The sequence below is a fragment of the Streptomyces sp. NPDC024698 genome, from assembly GCF_055559015.1.
The window spans coordinates 1-16,942 of sequence record NZ_JBVHLK010000010.1 but is presented as its reverse complement, the minus strand read 5'-3'; the positions used below and the strand labels follow the sequence as shown (position 1 = coordinate 16,942).

The 16,942-nt window shown below is 70.6% G+C and carries 16 protein-coding genes; 11 read left to right on the top strand and 5 right to left on the bottom strand.

Annotation, left to right across the window (positions count from 1 at the left end):
- Positions 1-232: 232 nt before the first annotated feature.
- From ACZ4AA_RS22700 to ACZ4AA_RS22675, 6 genes are all read left to right on the top strand, one after another.
- Positions 233-1,207, top strand: a complete 975-nt coding sequence (locus ACZ4AA_RS22700) for a quinone oxidoreductase family protein (protein ID WP_467605314.1) — start codon at positions 233-235, stop codon at positions 1,205-1,207.
- Between the two features lie 49 nt (positions 1,208-1,256).
- The gene (locus tag ACZ4AA_RS22695; RefSeq protein WP_467605311.1) at positions 1,257-2,165 is read left to right on the top strand and encodes a TauD/TfdA dioxygenase family protein; all 909 of its coding nucleotides are present in this window, start codon (positions 1,257-1,259) and stop codon (positions 2,163-2,165) included.
- Positions 2,166-2,267: 102 nt separating this feature from the next.
- Positions 2,268-3,554, top strand: coding sequence for an MFS transporter (locus ACZ4AA_RS22690; protein ID WP_467605306.1), 1,287 nt, complete (start codon positions 2,268-2,270; stop codon positions 3,552-3,554).
- Entirely contained in the window at positions 3,551-4,126 is a 576-nt protein-coding gene (locus tag ACZ4AA_RS22685; protein WP_467605302.1) for an RBBP9/YdeN family alpha/beta hydrolase, read from the top strand. Before ACZ4AA_RS22690 ends, ACZ4AA_RS22685 begins: the two co-directional genes overlap by 4 nt.
- A 243-nt stretch (positions 4,127-4,369) precedes the next feature.
- Complete coding sequence (locus ACZ4AA_RS22680; protein ID WP_467605298.1) at positions 4,370-4,744, top strand: hypothetical protein; 375 nt, start codon at positions 4,370-4,372, stop codon at positions 4,742-4,744.
- Positions 4,745-4,943: 199 nt separating this feature from the next.
- Positions 4,944-5,366 carry an ArsR/SmtB family transcription factor gene (locus tag ACZ4AA_RS22675; RefSeq protein WP_467605294.1) on the top strand — a complete coding sequence of 141 codons (423 nt, stop codon included), beginning with the start codon at positions 4,944-4,946 and terminating at the stop codon, positions 5,364-5,366.
- Positions 5,367-5,393: 27 nt separating this feature from the next.
- Here the strand turns inward: ACZ4AA_RS22675 and ACZ4AA_RS22670 are convergent, their stop codons facing one another.
- A complete protein-coding gene (locus ACZ4AA_RS22670; protein ID WP_467605290.1) occupies positions 5,394-6,368 on the bottom strand; it encodes a helix-turn-helix domain-containing protein in 975 nt (324 codons plus the stop codon).
- Positions 6,369-6,569: 201 nt separating this feature from the next.
- On the opposite strand from ACZ4AA_RS22670, the gene ligA reads away from it, so the two are divergent.
- Positions 6,570-8,663 (top strand): NAD-dependent DNA ligase LigA, encoded by a 2,094-nt coding sequence (gene ligA / locus ACZ4AA_RS22665; protein ID WP_467605287.1) that lies wholly within the window; start codon positions 6,570-6,572, stop codon positions 8,661-8,663.
- Between the two features lie 25 nt (positions 8,664-8,688).
- On the opposite strand, the gene ACZ4AA_RS22660 is transcribed toward ligA, so the two are convergent.
- The gene (locus ACZ4AA_RS22660) at positions 8,689-9,261 is read right to left on the bottom strand and encodes a GNAT family N-acetyltransferase (protein ID WP_467605285.1); all 573 of its coding nucleotides are present in this window, start codon (positions 9,259-9,261) and stop codon (positions 8,689-8,691) included.
- Positions 9,262-9,314: 53 nt separating this feature from the next.
- Positions 9,315-9,725 (bottom strand): Fur family transcriptional regulator, encoded by a 411-nt coding sequence (locus ACZ4AA_RS22655; RefSeq protein ID WP_467605282.1) that lies wholly within the window; start codon positions 9,723-9,725, stop codon positions 9,315-9,317.
- Positions 9,726-10,316: 591 nt separating this feature from the next.
- Between ACZ4AA_RS22655 and katG the strand changes: the two genes are divergently transcribed.
- The gene (katG, locus tag ACZ4AA_RS22650) at positions 10,317-12,539 is read left to right on the top strand and encodes a catalase/peroxidase HPI (RefSeq protein WP_467605279.1); all 2,223 of its coding nucleotides are present in this window, start codon (positions 10,317-10,319) and stop codon (positions 12,537-12,539) included.
- Positions 12,540-12,666: 127 nt separating this feature from the next.
- Positions 12,667-14,067, top strand: coding sequence for a dihydrolipoyl dehydrogenase (gene lpdA, locus ACZ4AA_RS22645; RefSeq protein WP_467605275.1), 1,401 nt, complete (start codon positions 12,667-12,669; stop codon positions 14,065-14,067).
- 78 nt (positions 14,068-14,145) lie between these two features.
- On the opposite strand, the gene ACZ4AA_RS22640 is transcribed toward lpdA, so the two are convergent.
- A complete protein-coding gene (locus ACZ4AA_RS22640; protein ID WP_467605272.1) occupies positions 14,146-14,571 on the bottom strand; it encodes a MarR family winged helix-turn-helix transcriptional regulator in 426 nt (141 codons plus the stop codon).
- A 181-nt stretch (positions 14,572-14,752) separates the two neighbouring features.
- Here ACZ4AA_RS22640 and ACZ4AA_RS22635 point away from each other — a divergent pair, with 181 nt between their 5' ends.
- The gene (locus tag ACZ4AA_RS22635) at positions 14,753-15,397 is read left to right on the top strand and encodes an MBL fold metallo-hydrolase (protein ID WP_467605270.1); all 645 of its coding nucleotides are present in this window, start codon (positions 14,753-14,755) and stop codon (positions 15,395-15,397) included.
- Positions 15,398-15,501: 104 nt separating this feature from the next.
- On the opposite strand, the gene ACZ4AA_RS22630 is transcribed toward ACZ4AA_RS22635, so the two are convergent.
- A complete protein-coding gene (locus tag ACZ4AA_RS22630; RefSeq protein ID WP_467605266.1) occupies positions 15,502-16,236 on the bottom strand; it encodes an alpha/beta fold hydrolase in 735 nt (244 codons plus the stop codon).
- A 220-nt stretch (positions 16,237-16,456) separates the two neighbouring features.
- On the opposite strand from ACZ4AA_RS22630, the gene ACZ4AA_RS22625 reads away from it, so the two are divergent.
- Positions 16,457-16,852: a winged helix-turn-helix transcriptional regulator gene (locus ACZ4AA_RS22625; protein ID WP_467605263.1), complete on the top strand. Its 396-nt coding sequence runs from the start codon at positions 16,457-16,459 to the stop codon at positions 16,850-16,852.
- Positions 16,853-16,942: the final 90 nt, after the last annotated feature.

The window sequence follows — 16,942 nt, the reverse complement described above, 5'->3', positions numbered from 1 at the left end:
AAGGTTCCGCCACACCCGGCCCGACGGTCCCGCGACACCTGGACCGAAGATCCCGCCGCGCCCGGCCCGAGGGCGTACGCCCACCCCTGGCCCGAGATTCACCGCCGCGACGGACCGGGCCCGTCCTGCCACGTGGCCGCCGGAGCCAGACCCCCCGGCTCCGGCGGCCGCCTCCCCTCCCCTCCTCCCCATCCACCCCACAACCACCCGACACGAACAACGGAGCGCCCCCGTGGCCCACGCCATTCGATTCAAGGAGACCGGCGGTCCCGAGGTCCTGCGCTGGGAGGAGGTCGTCGTCGGCGACCCCGGGCCCGGCGAGGTCCGGATCCGCCACCACGCCGTCGGACTGAACTTCGCCGACACCTACTTCCGTACCGGGCTCTACCCCGCGCCGCTGCCCGCCGGTCTCGGCGTCGAGGCGGCGGGCGTGGTCGAGGCCGTGGGCGAGGGCGTCACGGGGTTCGCCGAGGGCGACCGCGTCACGTACACGGGAAGCCCGCTCGGCGCGTACAGCACGGAGCGCGTCATGCCCGCCGGGTCCCTGATCCGGCTGCCGGACGGCATCTCCTTCGAGACCGCCGCGGCGATGACCATGCGCGGTCTGACCTCCGCCTATCTGCTCCGCAGGATCCGCCCCCTCGACGCGGGGGACACGATCCTGCTCACAGCGGCGGCGGGCGGCGTCGGACTCATCGTCTGCCAGTGGGCCAAGCTGCTCGGACTGAACGTCATCGGCACCGTCTCGACCGAGGAGAAGGCCGAACTGGCCCGGGCCCACGGCTGTGACCACGTCATCCACTACCGGCGCGAGAACGTGGCCGAGCGGGTCCGCGAACTCACCGACGGCGCAGGGGTCCCGGTCGCCTTCGACAGCGTCGGCAAAAGCACGTACGCCTCCTCGCTCGCCTCACTGCGCCGCCGCGGCCTGCTCGTCTGCTTCGGCACCGCCTCCGGCCCCGTCCCGCCCATCGACGCCATGCAACTCGCCGTCCAGGGCTCCCTGTTCGTCACCCGGCCCGCCCTCGCCGACTACATCGCGGACCCCGCCGAACGCGCGGAGCTCGCCGGCGAACTCTTCGACCACGTCCGCTCCGGACGCATCGACATCAAGGTCAACCAGCGCCACGCCCTGGAGGACGCCGCCCGGGCGCACCGTGAACTCGAAGGGGGACGGACCACCGGCTCGTCCGTCTTCGTGCTCTGAACGCGCCACTCCCCCGCGGTCAACTCCGCTGTCACCAGGAGGAAGCATCATGGAACACACGCTCGCTCCGCCCGAGGGCGCGCCGGTCCGCGCCCACCACCGCGGCTCGATCCGGGTCGAACCGCTGACCTGCACGATCGGCGCCGAACTGTCCGGGGTGAACCTCGGCGACGCCGCTCGCGACGACGACCTCTTCGCGGAGATCAAGTCCCTGCTGCTCCAGTACAAGGTGCTGTTCCTGCGCGACCAGGACATCACCCGCGCCGAACACGTCGCCTTCGCGGAGCGCTTCGGCGCGCTGGAGGACCACCCGGTGGCCGGCAGCGACCCCGAGCACCCCGGCCTGGTGCGGATCTACAAGGACCTGGACAGCCCGGCCGAGCACTACGAGAACGCCCTGCACACGGACGGGACCTGGCGCGAGAACCCGTCGATGGGCGCCGTGCTCCGCTGCGTCGAGGGGCCGCCCGTCGGCGGCGACACGATCTGGGTGGACATGGCGGCGGCGTACCGCCGGCTGCCCGAGGACGTACGGACCAAGATCCGGGGGCTGCGTGCCCGGCACAGCATCGAGGCGACCTTCGGCGCCGTGATGCCCGAGGCGAAGCGGCACGCCCTCAAGGCGCAGTTCCCCGACGCCGAGCATCCGGTGGTGCGCGTCCACCCGGAGACCGGCGAGGAGATCCTCTTCGTCAACGCGTTCACCACCCACTTCGTCAACTACCACACGCCCGAGAACATCCGGTTCGGACAGGACTTCGCCCCGGGCGCGAGCCTGCTGCTCAACTACCTGATCGGGCAGGCCGCGATCCCGGAGTACCAGGTGCGCTGGCGCTGGACCCCGAACAGCGTCGCCATCTGGGACAACCGCTCCACCCAGCACTACGCCGTACAGGACTACTGGCCCGCGGTCCGCCGCATGGAACGCGCGGGCATCGTCGGCGACAGACCCTTCTAGGCCCCTTCCCCCCCAACAGCGCGTGAGGTGATGACAATGGAGTTGCACACCCCTGCCGGATCCATCCCCTGGACGGACCCGACCGCCTCGTCCCGATGGCCCGTGTCCCGACGCTATGCCTGGGTGGTCTTCGCCCTCAGTTTCGGCCTGCTGCTGTCCGACTACATGTCCCGGCAGGTCCTCAACGCCGTCTTCCCCGACCTCAAGAGCGAGTGGCTGCTCACGGACGCGAAGCTCGGCACGCTCAGCGGTGTCGTCGCCCTCATGGTCGGCCTGTTCACCTTCCCCATGTCGCTGATCGCCGACCGCTGGGGCCGGGTCAGGAGCCTGCTGCTCGCCGCGGCGATGTGGAGCGTGGCGACCCTGGGCTGCGCGGTCTCCGCGGACTACGGCCAGTTGTTCGTCGGCCGCCTCTTCGTCGGCATCGGCGAGGCCGCGTACGGAAGTGTCGGCATCGCCGTGGTCCTGAGCATCTTCCCGATCGCTCTGCGCGCCACCCTGTCCGGCGCCTTCATCGCCGGCGGTGCCTTCGGTTCGGTCCTGGGCGTGTCGATCGGCGGCGCCGTCGCCCAACACCTGGGCTGGCGCTGGGCGTTCGGGGTCATGGGCATCTTCGGCCTGGTGCTGGCCGCGGTCTACGGCTTCGTGGTCACCGAGCGGAAGCTGGCACCGGGGTCCGGTTCCACCGACGCGGAGCCGGATCCCGGACCGCGGGGCCGACTGCGCGTGCTGCTGCCCCGGCTGTTCTCCTCGGTCTCGGTGATCAGCGCGTACGTCGGCAGCGGTCTCCAACTGTTCATCGCCGCCTCCCTGATGGCCTGGCTGCCCAGCTTCTTCAACCGCTACTACGACATGCCCACCGCCAAGGCGGGAGCGACCGCCGGTGTCTTCATCCTCGTCATCGGCGTCGGCATGATCGGCGGCGGCATCGTCTCCGACCGCATCAGCCGGGTGTTCCCCCTGCGCAAGTGGTCGGTCGCCATCGCGTGCAGCATCGGCTCGCTCGCCCTGCTGATGACCGCCTTCCGGCTGCCGACCGGCCCGCTCCAGCTGGCGGTTCTGGCGGCCGGAGCCCTGCTGTCGGCCGGAACGGCGGGGCCCGCGACCGCCATGGTGGCGAATCTGACCCCGGTGTCCATCTCCGCGACGGCCTTCGCCACCCTGACCCTGGCCAACAGCCTGCTGGGACTGGCTCCGGGACCCGCCGTGACGGGCGCCCTCGCCGACGGCACGGGACTGCTCGGCGCCCTGCGGATCATCCCGCTCACGGCGCTGGCCGCCACCCTCGCCTTCCTGGTCGGCCGCCACTTCTACGAGCGTGATCTGCGCCGTCTGACGAGCGCACCCGCTCCCGCGGCGGAACCCGAGGACGCGGTGGTGACCGCGTGAGCACCACCGAGCCGGTGATCGTGATCGTCCCGGGACTGCGCGGTCATGTCGCCGACCACTGGCAGACCCTGCTGGCGAACCGGCTGGCCGAGGCCGGGCGCACCGTGCGCACCGTCCCGCCGCTCACCGAGGACCCGCTGAGCCGCGAGGCCCGCGTGGCGGCGCTCGACAAGGTGGTCGCCGAGACGGCGAGACCCGTGGTGCTCGTCGCGCACAGCGCCGGCGTGATCACCACGGTCCACTGGGCCCGGACGTGCACCGCGCGGGTACGCGGGGCGCTGCTGGTGACCCCGCCGGACTTCGACACTCCGCTGCCCAAGGGCTTTCCGGGTCCCGGGGAACTCGGCGAGAACGGCTGGACACCGGTGCCCCGGAGCCCGCTGCCCTTTCCCAGCGTCGTCGCCGCGAGCTCGAACGACCCCCTCGGCACGGCCGAGCGGGTCGCCGGGCTGGCGCTCGACTGGGGCGCCGACCTGGTGGAACTCGGCGAGGTCGGCCACCTCAACCCCGCGTCCGGCTACGGCCCGTGGCCGCGCGCGGAAGAACTGCTCCGCGACATCGAGGCCGGCTGAGCGCCGCGTCCGGCCCGGGAGGCGACCGGGATGCCGGCGTGGTTCGTGGAGTTCGCCGCAGGACGACATTCGTGATCACCGGTCGGGCAATGGCGATCAATTCCATGCCTCCCGAAGCACTGTTCCATCCTCCTTCCGCCAGTCCCGAAACAACCCGGCCGCCCGCCGCGGACGGTCCGTAGGGTCCGGGTCACCGGCCGGTCGGCTCCTCCGTCCGCGCGGTGACCCGAAGGAGACATAGGTATGGCAAATGTGGAGATCTCCCTCAAGGAGACGATGACGTCGATCGAGGGCGCGCTGGGCGTCGCTCTCGTCGACTACACGAGCGGCATGGCCCTGGGCACCCTGGGGGGTGGCAAGGATCTCGACCTGAACGTCGCCGCGGCCGGCAACACCGACGTGGTGCGGGCCAAGGTGCGCACCATGGAGCACCTCGGACTCAAGAGCAAGATCGAGGACGTACTCATCACCCTGGAGAACCAGTACCACCTGATCCGCCCGCTCACGGGCCGTGACGGCAACGGTCTGTTCCTCTACCTCGTGCTCAACAAGGGGACGTCGAACCTGGCCATGGCCCGCCACCAGCTCGCACGCATCGAAGCCGAACTAGAGGTGTAGACAGCCACGTTCTCCGCACCTTCGCATGCCCACGACTTGAAGACTTCTTCAATTAGGTAAATCCAGATCGAGTCAATCACGTGGGCGTGCGGAGGTGGAGCCGACAGGATCGGTCCTTCAGGGACCGCTCGAGCGCGCGGACGACGACCGCACCAGCCGGAGAAACAGCCCGTCCCCAGGCGGCAGGGAGCGAACGAATTTGACCAGGCAGGTTCCCCTCTACCAGGCCAAGGCCGAGTTCTTCCGCATGCTCGGACACCCCGTGCGCATCCGCGTCCTGGAACTGCTTCAGACCGGCCCCGTCTCGGTACGCGACCTGCTCAGCGAGATCGAGGTCGAACCGTCCAACCTCTCGCAGCAACTGGCCGTACTGCGCCGCTCGGGGATCGTGGTGTCCATCCGCGAGGGATCGACCGTCAGTTACGCGCTGGCGGGCGGGGACGTCGCCGAACTACTGCGCGCCGCCCGCCGCATCCTCACCGAACTGCTCGCGGGACAGACCGAGTTGCTGGCGGAACTACGGCAGGCCGATGTCGGCACCGGCCTGCCTCCCGGGCCGCGCGAACCGGACCTCGTCATCACCCGGTCCGCGCGGCCCGCGCCCGTCGTCCGGGGGCACTGACGCCCGCCGACGCCACGCGGGAGGACGTCAGGCCCGGCCCCTGCGCGCGGCGTGCCAGCCGAGCTGGACACGGCTCTCGGCGCCGGCCCGTGCCATGAGTTCACCGATGCGCCGCTGCACGGTGCGACGGGAGACGCCCAGGCGCGCGCCGACCGCCTGGTCGGTGAGTCCCGCGAGCACCAGAGCGAGCATCCGGGTGTCGAACTCGTCGATGGCGTCCGGCCGTTGCTCCACCAGCCCGTCACCCGCCGCCTGCGGCGACAGCGGATACGCCTGCTCCCAGGCCAGCTCGAAATAGGCGACGAGCGCGTCCAGCAGACCTCCGGGGTGCACCAGGACGGAGGCGGCGGCCGTGTTGCGGCCACTGAACAGGGGCAGCATCGCCAGATCGTGGTCCGCGATCATGAGCTTGACCGGCACGGCGTCGGCGACCCCGACCCGCTGTCCGGCCGCCAGCACCGCGAGGGCCTGGGCCACCACGCCCGGCTCGGTCAGCGCGTCCCGGTGCAGGATCGTCCGGTAGAGCACTCCGCGGCGCATGCCCGCCCCTTCCGCGGTGTTGTCGTCGCGCGTCACGACGCTCTGCTCGGGCACCATCATCGACCGCACTTCGCGCCGGGCGGACTCCTGGAGCTGCCGGAACCGGTGACGCACCGCGTCGATGTCGCTGATCACCTCGACCGCTCCGCCCTCGGCACCCGTGCGGTGCTGCTCGGCGAGGGTGAGCACAGCGTGTTCCGCCGCGCTCAACTCGTCGCGGCGACGCCGCAGTTCGCCGCCCAGCGCGACCGCGGGCGGCGCCGCCACGAACAGGGTGGCCGCGCCCTCGACGGGCTGGGGCACGACGAGACCGCGTCCCGCGAGGGCGGCGAGGATGTCCCGCACCTCGGAATCGGGGCGGCCGCCGTCGGCCGCCAGTTCCTGGACGGCCGCCCGTCCGCGCTTCACCAGGAGACGGTAGATCTCCTCCTCGGCCGGACCGAGACCGAGCGCGGCGAGCATGGGCCACTCCTTGAAGTCGGCTGGCGGGACGGGGGCGAGGCCCGCACGGCGGAGCCGAAGCCCGCCGGGTCCCACGGATACGCCAAGGTCTACTTCACCCCACCGGCCCCTGTCATCTCCGCAGACCCTTCTGCCCGCATCGCCCGAGTGCGTTCCCCTGCGAGGCACGGCGGGAGGGCATTGTCAGTGGTGGCAGGCAGGATGGCGGGTATGACAACACCTGTTGCAGTGATCGTGGACGCCGTCGCCTACGCGCAGGCGGTCGAGGACGCGCTGAAGGCATCGGCCGCCTATTACGAGGGCGGCACCTCCGTGCTGGACGACGACGCGTACGACCGGCTGGTGCGGGGCATCGCCGCGTGGGAGGCCGGCCATCCCGATCAGGTGCTGCCCGACTCGCCGACCGGGAAGGTCGCGGGCGGCGCCGTCGAGGGGGACGTCCCGCACACGATGCCGATGCTGAGCCTGGACAACGTCTTCTCACCCGAGGAGTTCACCGCCTGGACGGCCTCGCTCGCCCGGCGGACCGGTCATGAGGTGGAGCGGTACAGCGTCGAGCCGAAGCTCGACGGCCTGGCCATCGCGGCGCGTTACGACCAGGGCCGGCTCACCCGGCTGATCACCCGCGGGGACGGGACGGCCGGTGAGGACGTGTCGCACGCGATCGGCACGATCGAGGGGCTGCCCGGCGAGCTCACCGAACCCGTCACGCTGGAGGTGCGCGGCGAAGTCCTCATGACGACGGCGCAGTTCGAGCACGCCAACGAGGTGCGCACCGCGCACGGCGGTCAGCCGTTCGCGAACCCGCGCAACGCAGCGGCGGGCACACTGCGCGCCAGGGAACGCGCGTACACCGTCCCGATGACCTTCTTCGGCTACGGCCTGCTTCCGGTGCCCGGCACCGACGCGGACACGGCCGCCCGGCTCGACGAGCTCGCGCACAGCGAACTGATGGCCAGAGCCGCGGAACTGGGGGTGAACACCACCGCGAGCACGGCCGTCCCCGGCGTCACCGCGGCGACCGCCGAGCAGGTCCTGGACCGGGTGCGGGAGATCGGCGGCCTGCGCGCCGAACTGCCGTTCGGGATCGACGGCATCGTGATCAAGGCCGACCTCGCGGCCGACCAGCGCGCGGCCGGGTCCGGTTCACGCGCGCCGCGCTGGGCGGTCGCGTACAAGCTCCCGGCCGTCGAGAAGATCACCCGGCTGCTGGCCGTCGAGTGGAACGTGGGCCGTACCGGCATCATCGCCCCGCGCGCCGTGCTGGAACCGGTCGAGATCGACGGCTCGACGATCACGTACGCCACGCTCCACAACCCGGGGGACATCACACGTCGCGATCTGCGGCTGGGCGACCATGTGATGGTCCACCGCGCCGGGGACGTCATCCCCCGTGTCGAGGCGCCCGTCGCCCATCTGCGCACCGGCGAGGAACAGCCCATCGCCTTCCCCGAGGCCTGCCCGAACTGCGGGTCGGCCATCGACACCAGTGAACAGCGCTGGCGCTGTGAACAGGGCCGCAACTGTCATCTGGTGGCCGCCCTCTCGTACGCGGCCGGCCGCGACCAGCTCGACATCGAGGGCCTCGGCCACACCCGGGTCGTCCAGCTCGTCGAGGCGGGCCTGGTCACCGATCTCGCCGGTCTGTTCGCTCTGACCCGCGAGCAGTTGCTCGCTCTGGAGCGGATGGGCGAGACCAGCACCGACAACCTCCTGGCGGCGATCGGGAGGGCCAAGGGCCAACCGCTGTCCCGGGTGCTGTGCGCGCTCGGTGTCCGCGGCACCGGCCGTTCCATGTCCCGGCGCATCGCCCGGTACTTCGCCAGCATGGACGCGATTCGCGCGGCGGACGCGGAGACGATGCAGCGGGTCGAGGGCATCGGCACGGAGAAGGCCCCCTCGATCGTCGCGGAGCTGGCGGAACTGGCCCCGCTCATCGACGGACTCGTCGCCGCCGGGGTCAACATGACCGAGCCCGGGGCCACCCCGCCCGCCGCACCCGGCGAGGACGGCGCGGACGCGGAGGGCGGTGGGACGGCCGGGGGGCCTCTGGCCGGGATGACGGTGGTGGTCACCGGCGCAATGACCGGGGCCCTGGAGGAGCTCAGCCGCAACCAGATGAACGAGCTCATCGAGCGTGCCGGGGGACGCTCCTCCTCCAGCGTGTCGAAGAAGACGAGCCTGGTCGTCGCCGGGGAGGGGGCCGGATCCAAGCGCGCCAAGGCCGAGACCCTCGGGATCCGGCTGGCGGCACCGGAGGAGTTCGCCGAGCTGGTCACCGACTACCTCACCTGATCACTCAGCACGGGCCGCGCGCCGACTACCTCACCTGATCGCCGTGCGCGGGCGGTGCGCCGATCCGCCGGGCGAGCACCTGGCCGGGCCAGGTCCCGGACAGGAACGGCTCGGTGGGGGTGAATCCCTGCCGCTCGTAGTAGGCGACCAGCTCGCCCCCGCCGCCCGCCCAGCAGTCGACCCGCAGCAGGCCCACACCGGCCAGCCGGGTCTCCTCGGCGGCGTGGGCCAGCAGCGCGGCCCCGACGCCCCGGCCGGTGCGCCGGCGGTCGGACACCAGCAGCCGGACGTAGCGCTCGGGTTCTCCGGCGGGGCCGATCGGCATCTGCGGGTTGGGCCCGGTGTCGAGGACCAGGGCTCCGACGGGTCTGCCGCCGTCCTCGGCGACGAAGGCGGTGTTCTCGGTCAGGTACCGATCGATCCGCTCCACCAGACTCGGCGTCGTCGAGAACGGGGTCGTGCCCCACTGCTCGGTGTTGCCTCGGGCGTTCATCCAGACCACCGCTCCGTCGAGCATGTCCAGAACGGCCTGTGCGTCGGCCGGCTCGCCCGGCCTGATCCGTATCGGCTGTGAGGTGTCCCACTCGAACTTGTCCACGGCGGAAGCCTAGGCGGCCGGCCGGACGGGTCCCAGGGAATGGCCGGCGGCACCTAGGCGCACGAAGGGCACAGCCCCCGGTAGGTGACCTCGACGGCGGCCACCGTGAAACCGAATCGTTCGGCAGCCGGAAGGTCGGCCAGCGGGTTCCCGGTCGGGTGCACGTCACGGACGGTGCCGCAGCTGGAGCACACCAGGTGCTGGTGCGGGTGGTGGGCGTTGGGGTCGTAGCGCTTGGCCCGGCCGTCGGTGGAGACCTCGATGACCTCACCGAGCGAGACGAGCTCCCCCAGGGCGTTGTAGACGGTCGCCCGGGAGATCTCGGGCAGCCGTTCGGCCGCGCGGGCATGCACCTCGTCGGCCGTGAGATGCACGTGGTCGCCGTCGAGGACCTCCGCAACGACACGCCGCTGGGAGGTCATGCGCCAGCCACGCCCTCGCAGTCGCTCCAGCAGGTCACTCATATCGGTTCACCTTTTCGGGATCGGTGGGAACCCGCAGTTTATCTGTGCGCATCCTGGGTCCGATCGAATATGGGTCTGGTGTCCTTCTTGACTTGGACTCTGTCCATCGTAGGATCGGTTTTGGCACTGGCCAAGGGACACGAAGACTTCGGTACGGCAGGAGAGACTCAGATGTCGGGACCACCGCCGTGGGACCTCACGGCGCCGGTCTGCGGGTGACGGCCGTCGTGACACGCAGCCCGGGGCTCTCCCGGAGCCCGGGATCCTCTCGGCGTCGACCCGGTCGCCACCGAGGCGGGCGGCCCGGCGCCGTACCTCCCCGCTCGTCGCACCCAGCCCTCCGTCCGCCCTCCGTGGCGGGATGCGTACCCCGTTTCGGACCGGTCCAGCCGGTCCGGCGCGAGCCGTGTACGCCGTCCCCGCCCCCGGCCGTGCGGACGGGCACGCCCTTGGCCCGTTCCCGTCCGAAGACCGAGGCCTCCCCGTCGATCCCTTGGACGGTTCCGAGGCCGCCCGCCGGGGCCCCGCCCCGGCTGTTCCCCCCACCCGCAGTCGCTGAGCACCGAGATCGGCCCGTCCGGAAGGATTCCCATGTCTGAGAACCATGACGCGATCGTCACCGACGCGAAAACGGAGGGCGCAGGCGGCTGCCCCGTCGCCCACGACCGCGCTCCGCACCCGACCCAGGGCGGCGGCAACCGCCAGTGGTGGCCGGAGCGGCTCAACCTGAAGATCCTCGCCAAGAACCCCGCCGTGGCCAACCCGCTCGGCGAGGACTTCGACTACGCGGCCGCCTTCGAGTCCCTCGACCTGCCCGCCGTGAAGCAGGACATCGCCGAGGTGCTCACCACCTCGCAGGACTGGTGGCCCGCCGACTTCGGCAACTACGGCCCCTTCATGATCCGTATGGCCTGGCACAGCGCGGGCACCTACCGCATCAGCGACGGCCGCGGTGGCGCCGGAGCGGGCCAGCAGCGCTTCGCCCCCCTCAACAGCTGGCCGGACAACGTCAACCTGGACAAGGCCCGCCGTCTGCTGTGGCCCGTCAAGAAGAAGTACGGCCAGAGCCTGTCCTGGGCCGACCTCATGGTCCTCACCGGCAACGTCGCCCTGGAGCAGATGGGCTTCGACACCTTCGGCTTCGCCGGCGGCCGCGCGGACGTGTGGGAGTCCGAGGAGGACGTGTACTGGGGCCCGGAGACCACCTGGCTCGACGACGAGCGCTACACCGGCGACCGTGAGCTGGAGAACCCGCTCGGCGCCGTCCAGATGGGCCTCATCTACGTCAACCCCGAGGGCCCGAACGGCAACCCGGACCCGATCGCCGCGGCCCGCGACATCCGTGAGACCTTCCGCCGGATGGCGATGAACGACGAGGAGACGGTCGCCCTGATCGCGGGCGGTCACACCTTCGGCAAGACCCACGGCGCCGGTCCGGCGGAGAGCGTCGGCGACGACCCCGAGGCCGCCGGGATCGAGGCGCAGGGCCTGGGCTGGAAGAGCACGTACCGCACCGGCAAGGGCGGCGACGCGATCACCTCCGGCCTGGAGGTCACCTGGACGACCGCACCCACCCAGTGGGACAACGGCTTCTTCGACATCCTCTTCGGCTACGAGTGGGAGCTGACCCAGAGCCCCGCGGGCGCCAACCAGTGGAAGCCGAAGGACGGCGCGGGCGAGGGCACCGTCCCGGCCGCCCACGACCCGGCCAAGAAGATCGCCCCCTCGATGCTCACGACGGACCTGTCGCTGCGCTTCGACCCGGTCTACGGGCCGATCTCCCGCCGCTTCCACGAGAACCCGGCCGAGTTCGCGGACGCCTTCGCGCGCGCCTGGTACAAGCTGACCCACCGTGACATGGGCCCGAAGTCCCTCTACCTCGGCCCCGAGGTCCCGGAGGAGACGCTGCTGTGGCAGGACCCGCTGCCGGAGGCGCAGGGCGAGGCCATCGGCGCCGAGGACGTCACCGCCCTCAAGGCGAAGATCCTCGGCTCGGACCTGACGGTCGCGCAGCTGGTCTTCACCGCGTGGGCGTCGGCCTCGACGTTCCGCGGCAGCGACAAGCGCGGCGGCGCCAACGGTGGCCGCATCCGTCTGGAGCCGCAGCGCGGCTGGGAGGCCAACGACCCCGACACGCTGGCGTCGGTGCTGCGCACGCTGGAGGGCATCCAGCGCGACTTCAACGCCGGCGACAAGCACGTCTCGCTGGCCGACCTGATCGTCCTCGGTGGTGTCGCCGCCGTCGAGAAGGCCGCCAAGGACGCCGGGCACGACGTCCAGGTGCCCTTCGCCCCGGGCCGCGTCGACGCGACGGACGAGCAGACCGACGCGGAGTCCTTCGCCGCGCTGGAGCCGACCTCGGACGGCTTCCGCAACTACCTCGGCAAGGGCAATCGTCTTCCGGCCGAGTACCTGCTGCTCGACCGGGCCAACCTGCTGACCCTGAGCGCGCCCGAGCTCACCGTCCTCGTCGGCGGTCTGCGTGTCCTGGGCGCGAACCACGGCCAGTCCTCGCACGGTGTCCTCACCGCGAACCCCGGACAGCTCACGAACGACTTCTTCGTCAACCTGCTCGACCTGGGCACGACGTGGAAGGCGACCTCCGAGGACGCGACCACCTTCGAGGCGCGTGACGACGCCACGGGCGAGGTCAAGTGGACCGGCACGCGTGCCGACCTCGTCTTCGGCTCGAACTCCGAGCTGCGCGCGCTGGCCGAGGTCTACGCGAGCGACGACGCCGGCGCGAAGTTCGTGAAGGACTTCGTCGCCGCCTGGGACAAGGTCATGAACCTGGACCGGTTCGACCTGGTCTGACACCTGGCATGAGGGCCGGCTCCCACCCCGGGGGCCGGCCCTCACGCGTGTCGCGGCGCGGTGGCCCAAGGCCTCCCGGCCGCGCTCGTCCCTTCGCCGAGGGAGCCGACGTTCTAGGCTGGCCGCCATGAGCACACACTTTGACGTGGTGGTCCTGGGCGCCGGTCCGGGAGGATATGTCGCGGCGATCCGGGCCGCCCAGCTCGGACTCAGCACGGCGATCGTCGAGGAGAAGTACTGGGGCGGTGTGTGCCTGAACGTGGGGTGCATCCCGTCGAAGGCGCTGCTGCGCAACGCCGAGCTCGCCCACATCTTCACCCAGGAGGCCAAGACCTTCGGCATCCAGGTGAACGGAGAGGTCACCTTCGACTACGGAGCGGCCTTCACCCGCAGCCGCAAGGTGGCCGACGGACGCGTCAAGGGCGTCCACTACCTGATGAAGAAGAACAAGATCACCCAGTACACCGGCCGCGGCACCTTCCGCGACGACCGCACGCTCGACGTCGCCCTGTCCGACGGCGGCACGGAGACCGTCACCTTCGGCCACTGCGTCATCGCCGCCGGCGCCACCACCAAGCTGCTCCCCGGCACCTCGCTGAGCGAGCGCGTGGTGACGTACGAGGAGCAGATCCTGTCGGACACCCTCCCGGACAGCATCGTCATCGCGGGTGCCGGCGCCATCGGTGTGGAGTTCGCCTATGTGCTCCACAACTACGGGGTCCCGGTCACCCTCGTGGAGTTCCTCGACCGGATCGTCCCGCTGGAGGACGAGGAGGTCTCCGCCGAACTGGCCCGCCGCTACAAGCGGCTCGGCATCAATGTGCTGACGTCCACCCGTGTCGAGGCGATCGACGACTCCGGCGACCGGGTCAAGGTCATGGTGACCACGGGCGGCCAGCGGCAGACGCTGGAGGCCGGCAAGGTGCTCCAGGCGATCGGGTTCCAGCCGCGCGTTCAGGGCTACGGGCTGGAGAACACCGGGGTGAAGCTCACCGACCGCGGCGCCATCGACATCGACGGCCGGTGCCGGACGAGCGTGCCGCACATCTACGCCATCGGTGACGTGACGGCGAAGCTGATGCTGGCGCACGCGGCCGAGTCGATGGGGATCGTGGCCGCCGAGACGATCGCCGACGCGGAGACCATGGAGCTCGACTACGTCATGATCCCGCGGGCGACCTACTGTCAGCCGCAGATCGCCAGTTTCGGCTGGACCGAGGCGCAGGCCCGCGAACGGGGCTTCGACGTCAAGGTGGCGAAGTTCCCGTTCACGGCGAACGGCAAGGCCCACGGTCTCGGCGAGACGGCGGGATTCGTCAAGATCCTCAGCGACGCGCGCCACGGCGAACTCCTCGGCGCCCATCTGATCGGCCCCGAAGTAACCGAACTGCTACCGGAGTTGACGCTCGCCCAGCAGTGGGACCTGACGGTCCACGAGGTCGCGCGCAATGTGCACGGACACCCGACGCTCGGCGAGGCAGTGAAGGAGGCCGTGCACGGGCTGGCCGGCCACATGATCAACATGTGACGGACGGACGCTGCCGCACCCCTTCCAGGCGCCGCCCTCACGCGACAACCCTCGGGCGAGCCCTCGAAGGGGGCCGGCCTACTTGGTCTTCAAGTGCGCGGTCAGGCGTGACAGCAGGGGCAGCGCCGCGGCGAGCGTCTCCCGCTCCTCGGAGCTCAGGACCTCGCTGATCGCCGTACCCAGCCAGTCCTCACGCCTTCGGCGCTCCTCGGTCAGTCGGCTGCTTCCCGCCGCGGTGAGGCGGAGCAGGAGCTTGCGCCCGTCGCTGGGATGGGCCTCGGCATGCACGAAGCCGTGACCGAGGAGTTCCTTGACCGCCTTGGCGACCGACTGATGGCTCACTCCCCGCTGTTGGGCGATGTCGGCGGTGGTCAGCGGACCACCGCGGTCCAGGTACCCGAGGACGGCGGCCTCGCCGGGGGGCATCGTGTCGGCAGGACGCACAGCGCGTACGAGCTGCCCGACGGTCGAGCGAAGATCTTCGGCCAGCCGTTCGTCGTCCATGCCCGCAGCCTACCCGCAACTCGTCAACCAGGCTGTACACCCTGGGTGCATGGTTCACCGGTGCACCGCGCGAACGCGCCCCTACGGCCGAGGCCGAGCCGCACCGACCCTTGCCCTCATTATGCACAACCAACATGTACAGTTTGGCTGTAGATATTCGTCAGGCCGGAAGGGACTCCCCATGAAGCTCACCAAGCACGCCCACGCCTGCGTCACGCTGGAGAAGGACGGCACCCGCCTGGTCATCGACCCCGGCACCTTCACCCCGGACGCGGCGGAGGCCGTCTCCCGGGCTCACGCCGTACTGATCACTCACGAACACTTCGACCATTTCGACGAGAAGGTCGTCGCCGCAGCCCTCGAAGGCCGGCCGGACCTCCAGGTCTACGGCACGGCGGCCGTCACGTCCGCCCTGGGCGGCCCGAACAGCCGCGTGCACACCGTCATCGCGGGCGACACCTTCACCGTCGGCCCCATCACCGTCGATGTCCACGGCCACCGCCACGCGTCGATCCATGCCGACATCCCGTGCCCCGACAACGTCGGCTACCTCCTCGACGAGGGAGTCCTCTACCACCCCGGCGACGCCTACTTCGCGCCCAAGGCTCCCGTGCGCACCCTCCTGCTGCCGACCAGCGGGCCGTGGACCAAGCTCGGCGAAGCCGCCGACTACGTCCGGGCCGTCAAGCCCGGGCGCGTCATCCAGATCCACGAACTCATGCTCAGCGACCTCGGCCGGCAGTCCACCGCCACCCTCCTCGGCGAGAACGGCCTGACGGGCACCCCGATCGACTGCCTGGAGCCCGGCACCACCGTCCAGTTGTAGAGCCCTCGTACGCGACCGTGAGACGTTCGCCCGGTCTCACTCTCGGTGGCGACGCGCCGTCATGGGGATCGTCGAAGCCACCCGGCCGTGCTCCGTTTCGTGGGTCAGGCGTTCCTGAGCAGCAGGCCGCTGAGCTCCACGGGCTCGGTGATCATGGAGTCGTGACCGGTCTTCAGCTCGTGGACGCGGGACGGCTCACCGTTGGGCTGCGTCTCCGGGACGGGCCGGCGGGCGATGCCTTCGGGCGCACTGCCGACGCAGAGAATGTGAACCCGGGGGATCAACGCCTGTGCGGGGTTGTCCATCTCGGCCGGCTGTTGGAAGCAGAGGACCGACTCGTCGGTGAGCGTGGTCCTGAGCCAGGCGATGTCATCGGGGTCGGTGACGCCGAACAGGCCGAGCGGCGCGGGAAGCTCCGGCAGCGGCGGAATGCGCCAGGGCTGGGCGCCGGCCGCGGCACCGTCGATCATGACCTGGGTGATCGGCATGACGTCGATGGCGTTCTCACCGTGCGTCGGCACCATCGCGTCGATGTACACGAGACGCGAGATGCGCTCGGGGATCCGGTTCGCCACGCTGGAGATGACCATTCCCGCGTAGCTGTGCCCGGCGAGGACGACATCGGTCAGGTCGTGACCGAGGATGAGGCCGACGATGTCGTCGACATGGGTGGTGAGCCCCACATGGGGGCCGAGCAGGTGCGCCTTGTCCCCGTGGCCGATGAGGGACGGGGCGAAGACGCGGTGGCCCTGGGCGGTGAGCAGGGGGACGACACGGTCCCAGCACTGCCCGTCGTGCCAGGCGCCGTGGACGAGTACATAGGTGGTCGGCTCGGACATGACGACTTCCCTCACGTGAGCACATGGATCTACTGGCTGATGCGGTCGCACGCACACCTTCGGGCGGGCATCCTCGTGCGCGGCCGTGGCGGTTGAAGGCCCCGTGGGTCCTGCCGGCGTAAGAAGCCGCCGAACGCGACCCCCGGCATCCCTCCGGACTGTGCGCTGCATGCCGTCGACGTTAGGGGGCCGACAGGTACCCCTAGGTACCCTTCGGCACATGAGCCTCCGCCCGGGAACCGTCTTCCTCGCCGACTGCCACGCCCGGCTGGCCATCGAGATCATCGCCGGCAAGTGGGCCGTGGTCACGCTCTTCGCTCTGAGTGACGGCCCCTTGCGGCACGGGGAGTTGGCCGAGGTGATCGGAGGCGTCTCGCGCAAGGTGCTGACACAGACGCTGCGTCGGCTCCAGGGCAACGGGCTCGTCGAGCGGCGCGTGTACGCCGAAGCGCCACCGCGGGTGGAATACGGCTTGACCGAGCTGGGACGCACCCTGGAGGAGCCCATCGCGCAGCTCACCGCATGGGCGAGAACCAACGGTGAAGCGATCGCCGCCTTTCATGAGGCGGGGCGGAAGATGCCTAGCCAACGCGCCGCGGGATCGGGCGAGGGCTAGGTGTATTGACCCGCAGCGTTGTTCACACGGCTGATGGGTGGCTGGCCTCCGAGGGCGGTGTGGCAGCGATGGTAGTTGTAGCCGTGGAGG

Coding starts and splice junctions, on each gene's coding strand:
- ACZ4AA_RS22680 (WP_467605298.1), top strand. CDS start 4,370: ATGGCAAATGTGGAGATCTCCCTCAAGGAGACGATGACGTCGATCGAG.
- katG (WP_467605279.1), top strand. CDS start 10,317: ATGTCTGAGAACCATGACGCGATCGTCACCGACGCGAAAACGGAGGGC.
- ACZ4AA_RS22630 (WP_467605266.1), bottom strand. CDS start 16,236: ATGTCCGAGCCGACCACCTATGTACTCGTCCACGGCGCCTGGCACGAC.
- ligA (WP_467605287.1), top strand. CDS start 6,570: ATGGCGGGTATGACAACACCTGTTGCAGTGATCGTGGACGCCGTCGCC.
- ACZ4AA_RS22695 (WP_467605311.1), top strand. CDS start 1,257: ATGGAACACACGCTCGCTCCGCCCGAGGGCGCGCCGGTCCGCGCCCAC.
- ACZ4AA_RS22640 (WP_467605272.1), bottom strand. CDS start 14,571: ATGGACGACGAACGGCTGGCCGAAGATCTTCGCTCGACCGTCGGGCAG.
- ACZ4AA_RS22655 (WP_467605282.1), bottom strand. CDS start 9,725: ATGAGTGACCTGCTGGAGCGACTGCGAGGGCGTGGCTGGCGCATGACC.
- lpdA (WP_467605275.1), top strand. CDS start 12,667: ATGAGCACACACTTTGACGTGGTGGTCCTGGGCGCCGGTCCGGGAGGA.
- ACZ4AA_RS22670 (WP_467605290.1), bottom strand. CDS start 6,368: ATGCTCGCCGCGCTCGGTCTCGGTCCGGCCGAGGAGGAGATCTACCGT.
- ACZ4AA_RS22625 (WP_467605263.1), top strand. CDS start 16,457: ATGAGCCTCCGCCCGGGAACCGTCTTCCTCGCCGACTGCCACGCCCGG.
- ACZ4AA_RS22635 (WP_467605270.1), top strand. CDS start 14,753: ATGAAGCTCACCAAGCACGCCCACGCCTGCGTCACGCTGGAGAAGGAC.